The organism is Vibrio qingdaonensis, from assembly GCF_026191675.1.
Classification (GTDB): Bacteria; Pseudomonadota; Gammaproteobacteria; order Enterobacterales; family Vibrionaceae; genus Vibrio; species Vibrio qingdaonensis.
In genome coordinates this window covers 267395-281055 of the sequence record NZ_JAKRRY010000003.1, presented here as the reverse complement: position 1 = coordinate 281055, position 13661 = coordinate 267395, and the positions used below count along the sequence as shown (strand labels likewise).

13 protein-coding genes are annotated in these 13661 nt (G+C 44.6%); 8 read left to right on the top strand and 5 right to left on the bottom strand.

Annotated elements, in window-relative coordinates; all coding sequences use genetic code 11:
- Nucleotides 1-17: 17 nt before the first annotated feature.
- The 3 genes from treR to gmhB form a co-directional block, all read right to left on the bottom strand.
- Nucleotides 18-962, bottom strand: coding sequence for a trehalose operon repressor TreR (treR, locus tag MD535_RS04810; RefSeq protein ID WP_265673790.1), 945 nt, complete (start codon nucleotides 960-962; stop codon nucleotides 18-20).
- A gap of 20 nt (nucleotides 963-982) precedes the next feature.
- Entirely contained in the window at nucleotides 983-1357 is a 375-nt protein-coding gene (locus MD535_RS04805; RefSeq protein WP_265673789.1) for an MliC family protein, read from the bottom strand.
- A 146-nt stretch (nucleotides 1358-1503) separates the two neighbouring features.
- Nucleotides 1504-2055 (bottom strand): D-glycero-beta-D-manno-heptose 1,7-bisphosphate 7-phosphatase, encoded by a 552-nt coding sequence (gene gmhB, locus MD535_RS04800; protein WP_265673788.1) that lies wholly within the window; start codon nucleotides 2053-2055, stop codon nucleotides 1504-1506.
- Nucleotides 2056-2254: 199 nt separating this feature from the next.
- Between gmhB and metN the strand changes: the two genes are divergently transcribed.
- The 3 genes from metN to MD535_RS04785 are packed head-to-tail and all read left to right on the top strand — an operon-like array spanning nucleotide 2255 to nucleotide 4802.
- Nucleotides 2255-3289, top strand: coding sequence for a methionine ABC transporter ATP-binding protein MetN (metN, locus tag MD535_RS04795; RefSeq protein ID WP_265673787.1), 1035 nt, complete (start codon nucleotides 2255-2257; stop codon nucleotides 3287-3289).
- Nucleotides 3279-3956, top strand: a complete 678-nt coding sequence (locus tag MD535_RS04790) for a methionine ABC transporter permease (protein ID WP_265673786.1) — start codon at nucleotides 3279-3281, stop codon at nucleotides 3954-3956. Before metN ends, MD535_RS04790 begins: the two co-directional genes overlap by 11 nt.
- A gap of 33 nt (nucleotides 3957-3989) precedes the next feature.
- A complete protein-coding gene (locus MD535_RS04785; protein ID WP_265673785.1) occupies nucleotides 3990-4802 on the top strand; it encodes a MetQ/NlpA family lipoprotein in 813 nt (270 codons plus the stop codon).
- 136 nt (nucleotides 4803-4938) lie between these two features.
- On the opposite strand, the gene MD535_RS04780 is transcribed toward MD535_RS04785, so the two are convergent.
- Entirely contained in the window at nucleotides 4939-5715 is a 777-nt protein-coding gene (locus MD535_RS04780; RefSeq protein WP_265673784.1) for a Zn-ribbon-containing protein, read from the bottom strand.
- 35 nt (nucleotides 5716-5750) lie between these two features.
- Nucleotides 5751-6296 (bottom strand): SecY-interacting protein, encoded by a 546-nt coding sequence (syd, locus tag MD535_RS04775; RefSeq protein WP_265673783.1) that lies wholly within the window; start codon nucleotides 6294-6296, stop codon nucleotides 5751-5753.
- A 110-nt stretch (nucleotides 6297-6406) separates the two neighbouring features.
- On the opposite strand from syd, the gene queF reads away from it, so the two are divergent.
- The 5 genes from queF to xni all read left to right on the top strand — a co-directional run bounded on the left by queF (nucleotide 6407) and on the right by xni (nucleotide 13636).
- A complete protein-coding gene (gene queF, locus MD535_RS04770; protein WP_265673782.1) occupies nucleotides 6407-7252 on the top strand; it encodes an NADPH-dependent 7-cyano-7-deazaguanine reductase QueF in 846 nt (281 codons plus the stop codon).
- 25 nt (nucleotides 7253-7277) lie between these two features.
- On the top strand, nucleotides 7278-9551 hold the full coding sequence (locus tag MD535_RS04765; RefSeq protein ID WP_390902887.1) for a tetratricopeptide repeat protein: 2274 nt from the start codon (nucleotides 7278-7280) through the stop codon (nucleotides 9549-9551).
- Nucleotides 9552-9654: 103 nt separating this feature from the next.
- Nucleotides 9655-11226 carry a GGDEF domain-containing protein gene (locus MD535_RS04760; RefSeq protein WP_265673781.1) on the top strand — a complete coding sequence of 524 codons (1572 nt, stop codon included), beginning with the start codon at nucleotides 9655-9657 and terminating at the stop codon, nucleotides 11224-11226.
- Nucleotides 11227-11441: 215 nt separating this feature from the next.
- Entirely contained in the window at nucleotides 11442-12803 is a 1362-nt protein-coding gene (gene ppnN / locus MD535_RS04755) for a nucleotide 5'-monophosphate nucleosidase PpnN (RefSeq protein WP_265673780.1), read from the top strand.
- Between the two features lie 62 nt (nucleotides 12804-12865).
- Nucleotides 12866-13636, top strand: coding sequence for a flap endonuclease Xni (gene xni, locus MD535_RS04750; RefSeq protein ID WP_265673779.1), 771 nt, complete (start codon nucleotides 12866-12868; stop codon nucleotides 13634-13636).
- The last annotated feature ends 25 nt before the right edge of the window (nucleotides 13637-13661 follow it).

Genomic DNA, 13661 nt, shown 5'->3' with positions numbered 1-13661 from the left:
AAAGGAAGTCGCTGACGTCAAACGGCTTCTTGAGTGAGGTGCTGAATAGATTCTCCCTGTTCTAGCTGACTGATCAACAAGTGAGCGGCTTTACTGCCAGCTTGTTGGTAACCTGGGTCAATGCTATACACTTTGGGGAAAAGAAATGAGAGAAGCTCATTGCCACCAATACCGGTTACCACAACATCTTCGCGACCCAATTCCTGCAAGCGTTTCACCGCGCCAAGTGCTAACGTGTCACTGGCACAAACCAGTGCTTGCAACTGAGTACTAATCACTTTATCCACTAAATGGTAAGCACTGTCATGGTGAAGCGCTCCGGTCTGGTAGCAAAGCGCAACTCCCTGCTCTTCACACCACTCCTGATAAGCCGTTAAACGTGCTAACCCTGTAGTTTTATCTGTAGGATCGACGCCAATAAAGGCCAAATTCGTTAAACCATCTGTCGCCAACTTACTGAGTACAGACCGAATGAGCCCTTGGTTGTCATAATTAATCGACGATACTTTATCAGTGTCCATCGCAATCACCACCGCTTTCGATTGCCAACGGCTCACCTCGTCCACATCAAGAGAAGTGAAACCAAAAACAATGACACCATCCACATTACGCTTGCGTAACACCGTCAGGTGCTCATTGGTTTTTTCTGGATCGAACTGACTTTCCATGATCACAACGTCATAACCAGCTGCGTACAATACGCTGAGCATGCCGCTCACCGCTTTGTTTTCTGAAGGGGAATCCAAACGAGAAATAATGACGCCAATAACCTTGGGGTTGCCACCACTGCGCATTGACTGGGCGGATTTAGACGGCACATAACCATGCTCGGCAATAATCGCCTCAACTTTCTGCCTCGTATCGGGCTTCACTTTAGGATCCTTAGTGAGCACCCTAGAAACCGTCGATTTCCCAACACCAGAGAGTTTAGCAATGTCCAAAATAGTGAGTTTCTTGCTCATATTACCTTCAATCTTTGACGTTATTTCGTCATACAGCCATTATACGTTTGACCTGATATCGTCAGTATTGCCTGCTTACCTTTGGTAAACAGTGCCACTTCCGCATCATTTTCTAGCTGGCCATCTAGTGTATATTTCACTCCAGATGCAGAAGGCACACGATGTAAGTGATTTTCTGTGCCATCAATAAGCACTAGCACTTGCTCATCATCTAAAGCCGTAACCACAAATTCAGCCGATTCACATTGATACAAAGTCGAAGAAAGCTCACGGCTTGCATCGTTCTGATACAGTGAGTTTGCACTTTGCTCGGTCTCGGCAGCATGTTGACTACAACCAGCAACAACACTAAGTACGCTGCCTACCAGCAAGTACTGCCATTTATTGACGTTCATATTTATCTGCACTCCTTTGCTTTATCGCCATCATAGCTTTATCGCCATCATAACCTTAGTCAGTCATTCAGTTCCGTAGCCCGTTTTCCTTTCTTGTCGCATTCACGTAAAGGCTATGATTCAAGTAGCCTAGTCATACGGGCAGTTTATTTGGCAAGATAAGCCGGCACGTCACGAATACTATCTAACACCACTGAAGCAATACTTTCACCACGCTCAGTTACCGGCTTGCCGGTTCTGACCAAAATTTTGGTTGTCACCCCAGCCGCTTCGGCTGCCATCAAATCTTCAGCTTTATCGCCCACCATGACAGAGTTCGCCATATCAATATCAAGAAAATCGCGCGCTGAAATAAACATACCCGGTTTTGGCTTACGACATTCACAGTCTTGCTTATATTCGCCAATACCATGCTCGGGATGATGAGGACAGTAATAAATCCCATCTAACTCCACACCATTGTCGCTAAAATTCCAATCCATCCATTGTGTCAATGACATGAAGCGGTCTTCAGAAAACATACCACGAGCGACGCCGGACTGGTTGGTCACCACCACCAGCATATAGCCAAGCTGTTTTAATTTTTTGGCCGCTTCAAATACACCATCGATGTACTCAAAATCATGCTCATCACTGACATAACCATGATCAACGTTTATCACGCCATCACGATCCAAAAATACGGCGGGTTTGGCCACAGGTCACTCTCTTCTTATATATAGGTGTTAATAGACTGAATTATTACATGCTTTGATCGCTTCATCACTATGAAAATGACGTTTAGACGTCTAGACGTAAAAATATCCATTGACACAAATAAGCAAAACCCATAGCATCTTCTAGTAATTGGGATGTAGTTCAAACTTTTATGCTACTCATAGAGTTCAGGTTGATTAGATGATCGAAATTAATCAGGTAAACAAAGTGTTTTATCAAGGCACTAAAGCCATCAATGCGCTTGCTGATATAGACCTTCATATTCCAGAAGGCACAATTTTTGGCGTGATCGGCGCATCTGGCGCAGGGAAAAGCACCCTTATTCGCTGCGTCAATATGCTTGAAGCACCGACGTCTGGCGCAGTGATTGTTGATGGCGTTGATCTTACTCTGCTCTCTAAATCAGAGCTCAGCCAAGCTCGCCGTAATATTGGCATGATCTTCCAGCATTTCAACTTGCTCTCATCTCGCACTGTTTTTGGAAATGTTGCTCTTCCTCTTGAATTGGCAGGCAAAAGCCAAGCGGCAATCGAAGCGAAAGTATCTGAATTATTGGTACTGGTTGGCCTTGGCGATAAACGTGATACGTACCCAGCCAATTTAAGTGGTGGACAAAAGCAACGTGTTGCTATCGCTCGCGCACTTGCCTCCGACCCTAAAGTATTATTGTGTGACGAAGCGACCAGCGCATTAGATCCTGCCACCACCCAATCTATTTTAGAGCTGCTTAAAACCATTAATCGTAAACTTAACATCACCATTTTATTGATCACTCATGAAATGGACGTGGTAAAAAGTATTTGTCATCAAGTGGCGATTATCGGTGACGGTCGATTGGTAGAGAAAGGGTCAGTTGGTGACATTTTTGCTCACCCAAAAACTGAACTTGCGCACCAGTTCATTCGCTCGACATTGGACTTATCCATTCCTGAAGATTACCAACGTCGATTGCAAACCAGCCGAGTCGAAGGCAGCTATCCATTGGTTCGCCTTGAATTCACGGGTGCAACGGTTGATGCTCCACTTATTTCGCAAATCGCTCGCAAATACAATATCGATATCAGCATTCTTAGCTCTGATCTCGATTACGCCGGTGGCGTAAAATTCGGCATGATGGTTGCTGAGCTCTTTGGCACCGAACTTGATGACAATGCGGCAATAGAATACTTGCGCAACCACAACGTAAAAGTAGAGGTACTCGGTTATGTCCTTTAATTCTGTTTCAGATTGGCTGTCCCTTAATGGTGAACTGCTACTAGGCGCAACATGGGAAACCCTCTACATGGTGGCGGTTGCTGGTGTCGTTGGTTTTGCTGTAGGTATTCCTCTTGGTGTTATTTTACACACCACTAAAAAAGGTGGATTACTTGAAAATACTCGCCTCAATAATATCCTTGGTGCGATTGTTAACATGGGTCGCTCTGTGCCTTTCCTCGTCCTTATGGTCGCGATTATCCCGCTCACCAAGCTGCTAATCGGCACATTCATTGGTACTACCGCAGCGATCGTACCACTAACGATTGGTGCCATTCCATTTGTGGCTCGCCTTATTGAGGGCGCGTTACTAGAAGTCCCAAGCGGCTTGGTTGAAGCCGCCCAGTCGATGGGCGCGACGCCATATCAAATTATTTCCAAAGTGTTGCTTCCAGAAGCATTACCAACCATTGTGAATTCAGTCACGATCACGCTAGTCACGTTAGTCAGCTACTCTGCTATGGCAGGAACCGTGGGCGGTGGTGGCTTAGGTGATGTTGCGATTCGATATGGATTCCATCGATACGATGTCGTGATTATGGCCGTTACTGTGGTCATGCTTATTGTATTAGTTCAAATTATTCAATCGATTGGCGATCACATTGTTCGTCGCGTCGATCACAGATAAAGCAGTTAAAAAGTTTATAACAAGGAGAAAGTCATGAAATTCAATGTTAAAGGTTTGCTTGCTATCGCAGCGGCAGCATCAGCACTTGTGCTATCAGGTTGTGGTGAAAAAGAAGCGGACACTAACAGCATCAAAGTTGGCGTAATGGCTGGCGCAGAAGCTCAAGTTGCAGAAGTCGCAGCGAAAGTCGCGAAAGAAAAATACAACTTAGATGTTGAGCTTGTTACGTTCACTGATTATGTAACGCCAAATGCTGCACTGGATGATGGCTCAATTGATCTTAACGCATTTCAACATAAGCCATATCTTGATCAACAAGTGACTGACCGTGGCTACAAACTGACTATTGCAGGCAACTCGTTTGTTTACCCTATCGCAGGCTACTCTAAGCAGGTCACTTCTGTTGACGAGATAGCGGAAGGCGCACGTATTGCCGTACCAAACGATCCAACTAACCTTGGTCGTTCGCTACTGCTGCTTGAGCAGCAAGGTCTTATTACATTACGTGAAGGGGCTGATCTTGCAGCCACTGTGCGTGACATTGTAGAAAACCCAAAAAACATTACGATTGTTGAACTGGACGCGGCGCAACTACCACGCTCTCTTGACGATGTAGCGCTATCAATCATTAACACCACTTACGCAAGCTCTATCAACTTAACGCCAGAAAAAGACGGTGTGTTTGTTGAAAACAGTGAGTCACCTTATGTGAACCTGATTGTGGCTCGTGAAGACAATGTAAACGCTGAAAATGTGCAAAACTTTGTTAAAGCTTACCAAACAGAAGAGGTTTACAACGCAGCGTCTGACATCTTCCAAGGTGGCGTCGTTAAAGGCTGGGAATAAACCGGTACGGATTTTTAATTATTTGAAAATCCAATAGGTTACCATGATGCAACTCTCGGTTCGCATTAAAAAAAGGTTGAAGCTAAACGCTTCAACCTTTTTTATTATCAGTCGAAAATACTGGCTAGTCTGCGCCCTACTTTAGGTGATCCCAAGAAATATTAGAAACGAGTCGGCAATCCTCACACTTAAAATGGAAAATGTCGTGCAGTGGCTCATCAAGTAACCATTCACCCTCACACTTAGGACACTTACGCGCCTTCTCTTCCGCGAGACTCTTACCGCCCACTTTATAAAGGTAATAGTAAGTCGGGATATGAGTCATGAACTCAATACGGCCACGAAGATCCCAACCACGTCTAAACAGATCACTGCTAACATCGCTCAACTCTCTAAGTGTGGCATGCTCAGCTCTGCAGCCTCCGCCCATCTGCACTTCATCACACGCTTGCCACTCCGTCTGCCATTTAATCACAGACTTATGGTCACCATTTAGCGTCGGTGGATTACGATACAGAGGAATCGGCAATAAGGTGTCGCCGCTTCTCAATGGCGAACACGTATGAACATAAGTCGTGTACAGCACCTGCCAACTTGGCGGCGTGATCTCCGCTGACTCTTCTGAGTTTAAATCTTGTCCCAGTAAACGCATTTTGGGTGCCAGCAAAAACGCATCCGACAATCGCTTAAAGCAAACTTTAACAAAATCTGAATGGTTTTTAGGATGTAAGCTGTCTTGTTCAGGGCAGACAACCCGAACATAAAACTCGCCATCCCCCATAACGATAGGAAACTCTCGTCCAAGTACTTGGCCATTAAAGCGAAGCGCGTCCATTAAGCCATTAATGCCTTTTTCTACCGCGGTGATCGTAGTGTTGTCAAAACACTCAAATTGAAGCTCTACAACGTACATATTAAGCGCTAAGCTCCTTTGAATATGGGTTTTTATTAAACATTAGGCTCCAACCCATTAAGAAATGAAGCTAAGTCGTCAGCAATAATATCACGGCGATCAGTGCCCAAGCGCTCTAATATGACTTGTCCGCTAATGTTACATATCGAGATCACATCCATATCTGCATCGGTAGCGGCAATAAAAATCGTCGGTTTTAGTTTCAAGCGTTTTTGAGTGACTAAGTGCCCCAATATATTTTCTTGCAAGCGAACATAATCTTCATCACTCCACACTTGCAACAGCGTTAAAGTATTGCCTTGCCATGTGGCGTCCATGTCCGCGCTGTACTGATGACCGTAGAACGCTTTGACATCATCATGAATCAATAGCTCTATACCACGCTCAATACTCTCTAACTGCTCTGGTGTTTCACGTAAGCTCGCACGCCAGAATACCTGTTGGTCATCTTTGCTTTCAATACATGGAGAAACTAGATCATATAACGCTTCATTCGCTGGGAGCGTTTGGTGCTTTTTCTGCCATGACTCTTCATAACGCTTAGCAAAAGCTTCTAACGCCTGTTGTACACTTTGATTCATATTATCTCCACTTATCATCGTACTGAACACGGATTTCCGCTCACAAAAGATGACAGCTATTCCGGGATCTCGTAAAATTCGCATTATTCTAATCGAAATATCACACAATTATGAGCAAATATTCCAACGCCAAAGAGCTTTCTGGTCTCACTCTCGGCCAAAAAACCGATTACACCAATCAATACGATCCATCTTTATTGCAGCCGGTGCCAAGAAGTCTTAATCGTGATGATCTCGAGCTAGGCGATGAATTACCATTTAAAGGTTGTGATGTTTGGACGCTTTACGAAATCTCATGGCTAAATAGCAAAGGGTTACCACAAGTTGCCATTGGTGAGGCCTACATCCCTGCCACCAGCGCGAACCTCATTGAGTCCAAATCTTTTAAACTCTATCTCAATAGTTATAACCAAACTCGCTTTGCTAGCTGGGACGAGGTTCAGCGTTCAATTCAAAGCGATCTGTCGAACTGTGCAGGGGAAGAGGTCACCCTCAAACTGATTCCAGTAAAAGACTATGAACACTCTGCAATTGTCGGCATGGCGGGCGAGTGCATCGATGATCAAGATATTGAAATTAATAGCTATGAGTTCGATGCTAATTTACTGCAACACGCAACCAGTGACGTGATAGTAGAAGAGGCACTTCACAGCCACTTACTAAAATCAAACTGCCTCATCACCAATCAACCAGACTGGGGGAGTGTTGAGATTCAATATCGTGGTCCCAAAATTGATCGTGAAGCGTTGCTACGTTACTTAGTCTCGTTTCGTGAGCACAATGAATTTCATGAGCAATGTGTAGAACGCATTTATACCGATATAATGTCCTACTGTCGCCCAAGCTCGCTGACCGTTTACGCGCGCTATACTCGACGTGGTGGCTTAGATATAAACCCTTATCGATCTAGCCTCCAATCTGCACCTGAGCATAATGCTCGTATGGCTCGACAATAAATCATCATTAGGAATGGATGCACTCATGAATTCTAAATTCTGGCCTGTATTAGGGTTATTCGCTTCGCTTCTTGCGGGGGTGTACTCCATGCCTCTTCACGCCGTTAATTTTACGTCGCCATTACTTGTTGAAGCCGATAAACTGGTCAATATTGAACCACAAAAAGCCAGCGACATTGCCAGTGATTACTTGGATAGCCGCAAATTCATAGAACAAACTGACGACCGCCCATCGAATTTGTCTAGAGACGACACAGACCAACGGGTCCGTACGCCTCTAAGTTCGGTCAATGCCCTCACAATTTTGGCTCAAGCTCAGTTCAATCTGGGACATGTGAAAGATGCGCTTGAGCGTTTAGATGAAGCAGAAGCAATGACGAAGCAGTACCGTTTACTGTTTCTAGAGCTTGATATTCGAATTTTGAAAACACGATTAACCTGGCTAAAGGATGGCGCGGGAGCCACCGCATTAGACGCCTTAAAAAGTATAGAAAGTGAGTTGGAAGGCATACGCAAAGGGCAAAGCATCGCTAATCGCACCAGCTATCGAATCAAAAAACTTCAAGGTGAAATTGCCTCCGCGGAAAACGAATTCGAGCTCGCTAATCACATGTACCAAAAGGCGGGGGTTTACATTCCTAGTGACTCCATATCGAAGCTATCTATTGATTATCACACGGCTTATGGCACACACTTTTTACGCTATCGTCGCTATAACGAAGCATTATCTGAACTATTACTCGCATACTGGGCAGCCATTGAGCTTAATTCAGGTGATCAACTGGCAAACATCAACCAGTTACTCGCACAGCTATTTATGCAAAGGCAAGTGCTCGACAAAGCACTAGAACACCTTTCTCAGGCTGCCGACTTTTACGATAGCTACCCCGACTCTCCAGTGCTCGTTGACGTATTAAAACTCATGGGCGACATCTACTTCTTACAAGGCAAATACAACCTTGCATTGGTACACTACTTTAATGTCGTCGATCATCGGAGTTTCGACCGGAATATAGAGAAAGTTATCGACATTCGCATTAGCCTCGCATCGACCTATTTGCAGCTCTATAACTATCCATTAGCGGAACAGTATTTAACTCGAGCACAAAGCTTATTGTCCTTGTCTGACTACCCTGCGCTTAAAGCGCGTGCAGCACTGCTCTACGCTGGGTTGGCCTATCACCAAAAGGACAGTGACAAAGTCTTACTGCACGCCAACGAAGCGTTAGCGCTTAGTCAATCACTTAAGCAGACCTCAATTGAGCAACAATCGTATCAACTGCTGGCTCTTGGACATGAGCAAAAAGGTAATTACAAACTCGCACTCGAAAACATTAAGCATGCCAACTCACTACGTACGTATCAGCAAGAGCAATTAAACCAAATTAGTGAAGATGCGTTTCGTCAACAAAAACAATTTGTAGAGCAAGGGCTTCACTATGAAACCCAAAAGCTTGAGTTAAAAGATTCCCTGATCGCGCAACAGAAATTTCAAAAAGTCGCATTTGGGCTTTTTTGTACCGTTGCCATCGTATTTCTCTTCGGCTTGCGAATGTTTATTGTCAATCGACGAATCAAACGCGAACTCTTAGAGCTCAACGAGACCCTATTTACTCATGCTCGCTCCGGCCTCCCCAACCTTCGGTTGCTGAATGCGAACTTACCCAGCTCATTACAACGTACCCAGCGTAATTTTGAACAATGGCAAGTCGGTGAGCTGATCAATGAGCCACTAAGTGACCGCCTACGGTTTGTCATGATTGATGTTCCGTTCCTGCGCAACATGTATCTACAAAATGGTTATAAAGCGGGATTAGAGCTAGAGCGTGCTTTTGGTGAATTTGTTCGAAATAAAATTGACCATCCAGCTCGCATTTATCATTTCTCCGATGCGAACTTGCTCTATATCGAACCGAGTATCAAACCGCGCACTGCTGAGAGCCTATTTGAGGAAATACAAAGCTGGGTTAGCGAGTTTGAACCCGATCGAAAAATCAACCGCATTGTCCGCGTTGGTATGGCGAACTACCCGTTCCTACCGCGAGCTTACACCGCTATCAATGATAAAGAACTCTTGGATATTTTACTGGTTTCAACGCATATGGCTCGAGACATAAGTATGCAAGAAAATAAGAGTCATTGGGTATACCTCAAAGCCATTGATAACGCACCGGCAGCGAGTCTTGCAACTGATGACATACGAAAAGCGTGTAAGACAGCGATTAAACAAGGGTTAATAAAAGTACATTCATCTTCTCAGAATGAGGACGGCTTCAAAAAAACGCTTACTGAAGGGTAAAAAAACAGCACTTAAACCGAAGACTAGGTGACGTTGTGATGTTTTTTGTTATTATCATTCAATGCATCAATAACATTACAACTGATTAGTTTTTATAGAATTTATGGGCCCATCTGAAAGTGATACATTAGAGCAACTCCATCTGTTAAAAGTACAGCTGGAACAATTACGTCTTGCTCAAAGGGATGCATCGCTAAAAAGTCGACGAGAGCAGACTGTACTTAAGCGCTTTATTGCCACTCTCAGCCGCGCCCATATTGGCTCTCATCCTCGTATCGATGAGAAACTGATCGAACTTCGTCACGAACTTGAACACAACGCTGACATCAGTAGTTTAATTCCTCGTTTTGCGATTTTGGAGCGACTCATCGCTCAAAAATCAGCGGCCGTCGATAAACAGAATACTTCACTAGATGAACAACTTCGTCGCAGTGGTGAAACCCTTCAGCGTATTTCTGGCTTGCCTGCACAAATTAAACGTGATTTGCGCGTGGTTCTGACCTACAGCGACAAACACAGCTTCAAAAAAACCGATAACGCCATTAAGCTACTCGCGATTTACGAGAAGGCCGTAAAGATCATCACGTCAAATAGTGCTCTCACCCCTAAAGAACCCGATACTAAGCCCAATAACCATCACCTTCTTTTAGGTTTAAATGAAGAGCTGCAAAATCTCATTACAGAGCTTGATTTTGAAGGCGAGTCTGGGGAGCAACTACTCGAAATTCGCGCTAAACTACTCATGGAGATCTCTGGAGACGCGCTTCTAGAGTTGACACTAAACGTGCTACGTCTGGTGATTGATGCCACAAATTACGAAAGAAAGACCTCTGAGCAATTTTTAGAACAAGTTAACGTATCCCTGTCTAACTCGCTAAAAAATAGCACTCAAAATTTAGACCAAAACCAAGTTTACTTTGAGCAAAGACAACAAATTCATCAAGAACTTGGCTCACTGATCACGACCAGCCAAACGAATATTAACCAAAGCCAGGATCTAGAAACGGTAAAACGTACCATGGACCCGGTACTTGCCCAATTGGCCTCCCTTGCTGAACGTCTGCAACATGCCGAAATGAGAGAGCAAGCTCTGCTCGACCGGATGCAGTACAATAATAATCAGCTAGAAAACCTATTTGACGTAACACAAGACTACCGCCGTCGGTTAGAAGACCAATCGAAGCGATTGCTTACCGATCCGTTAACCAAGGTTTACAACCGAACAGCCTTGCTAGACAAGTTAGAATTAGAGTACCGCCGATGGCTAAAAAATCAGCATTCACTGCGATTAGTCATTCTTGATATTGATAAATTTAAGAGTATTAACCATAACTTTGGCTACAGCGCTGGTGATAAAGCGCTAAAGATCATTGCTCGCACTATCGCTAATACGGTCGCTGATACTGATACCGTCGCTCGCTTTTCAGGCGAAGAGTTCATTCTTATTATGCCGGAACAAAACGACGCTCACTGCCAGAAGATAGTTCAAGAAATTCAATATAAAATCAGCAACTTACCATTTAAGTTTCGCGACCAACTCATCACTATCACCTTGTCGGCTGCCAGTACTGAGTTCAATCAAAACGACACCCCAGACGAAGCGTTGGAGCGTCTCAACCAGATCTTAATACAAACCAAAAAGCTGGGCCCAAACCAGTTTGCATGGAAAGCGTAATCCACTGTCATTAATAAATAGTGATAGAAAGTTGCCTTATATTTGCTAGTCTAATAACTAACCTATGTCGTTAAGTATTAACGAGTTGTGGTTTATAACAATACTAATTATGGCTAATGCATTGCCCTCCCCTACGTTCAGTACCGCACATTTTCATGTACTGTCTCTTCGCCTCGGTTGGCAATCGCTTTTGGTTCTAGACAAAGGAAATGCCTATGATCACGCATATCAGTCCTGCTGGCAGCATGGACCTTCTTTCTCAACTTGAAGTTGAGCGCCTTAAAAAAACCGCCGCTAGTGACCTCTATCAGCTCTATCGAAACTGTACGCTTGCGGTACTAAATTCAGGCAGCCACACTGACAACTCAAAAGAGCTACTAGACAAACACCTTTCCTTTGATGTCAATGTCATGCGACGTGAGCGAGGCATCAAACTTGAACTGTCTAACCCTCCTGAGCACGCGTTTGTTGATGGACAGATTATTAAAGGGATTCAAGAACACCTATTTGCGGTGTTACGTGACATCGTCTATGTCAATATGCACCTTGCCGATAGCCAGCGCCTTAATCTCACTAACTCGGCGCATATTACTAACCTGGTCTTTGGTATTTTACGCAACGCCCGAGCACTCACTCCGGGAATTGAACCTAACCTCATTGTTTGTTGGGGTGGGCACTCAATCAATCCAACCGAATATCAATATACTCGAGAAGTCGGTAATGAATTAGGGCTACGAGAACTCAATATTTGTACTGGTTGTGGACCCGGTGCAATGGAAGGCCCTATGAAAGGCGCAGCCATTGGCCACGCCAAGCAGCGCTATACCGAAAAGCGCTACCTAGGGCTCACCGAACCTTCTATCATCGCCGCTGAGCCACCGAACCCTATCGTTAACGAACTGGTGATCATGCCAGATATAGAAAAACGTTTGGAAGCCTTCGTGCGCATGGCACACGGCATCATCATTTTCCCAGGAGGCCCAGGAACAGCAGAAGAGCTGCTCTATATTCTGGGCATTATGATGCACCCTGATAATGCAGAACAGCCTCTACCTATTGTGCTGACTGGACCAAAAGAAAGTGAAGCCTATTTCCGCTCTATTGATGAGTTTGTGCGAGACACGCTGGGTGAAGAAGCGCAAAAGCACTACCAGATTATTATTGACAATCCTGCTAAAGCGGCCAGAGTCATGAAAAATGCCATGCCTGATGTCCGTGAGCACCGGAAGAAAAATGGCGATGCGTACAGTTACAATTGGTCGTTACATATTGAGCCTGAATTCCAACTCCCGTTTGACCCAACACATGAGAATATGGCGGGATTAGACTTACACCTTAACCAACGTCCAGAAAACCTCGCAGCGGCGCTTAGGCAGGCATTCTCTGGGATTGTTGCTGGTAATGTTAAGGCAGAAGGTATTCTAGAAATAGAAAAGCACGGTCCATTCTTGATTGATGGCGATAAAGCACTCATGACAAAAATGGACAAATTACTTGGCGATTTTGTTCAGCAGCAACGTATGAAACTACCCGGCTCAGAATATATCCCATGTTATAAGATAGCCAACCGCGAATAAAAGCCTGAAACTGCTCGTGAGATTCATTACAATAAGACCACGTTATTCTGTGGTCTTTTTTTATGTCTATTCATCTTGTTATTATTGATGCACTTAATCTTCTCCGACGGGTGCATGCCGTACAACCTGACCCAGAAGATATTGATCGTACCATCCTCACGACGACCCGCACTCTAAAGCGAATCATTAAAGAGTCCGAGCCGACTCATATTATTGCGGTTTTTGACCATCACGACCAAGATCGCGGTTGGCGAGCAGAGATCCTTCCTGAATATAAACAAAACCGCAAACCCATGCCTGAGCCGCTCTATTTAGGGCTAGAAAAGGTTCAAGACGCGTGGTGGCAGCTGGGGATTGATTCGCTACTCTCCGAGGGAGATGAAGCAGACGATTTAGTAGCAACACTAGCCGTTAAGGTTGCGAGTCGCGGCGAGAAGGCCACTATCATCTCAACAGACAAAGGATATTGCCAGCTACTATCACCAACCCTACAGATCCGCGACTATTTCCAACACCGTTGGCTTGACGCACCTTTCATCGAAGCTGAATTTGGTGTCAAACCGGCACAACTTGCCGACTATTGGGGATTAACAGGCGTGAGTTCTTCTCAAGTGTCCGGTATTCCTGGCGTGGGACCTAAAGCGGCCAAAGAGATCCTAACGCAATATGACAGCATTGAAGCCGCGTTTGCAGGTGAAGAGTTGCCAAAGAAATATCGTAAAAAACTGAATGAGCACATCGACATAGCACGCAAGTGCAAACAGATCTCGTCGTTAAAAACCGATATAGAGCTAGGCTTTAATTTACAAGATATTCGCTTTGAAGAGGAATAGCGATTTTGAAAAAGAATAGAGATAG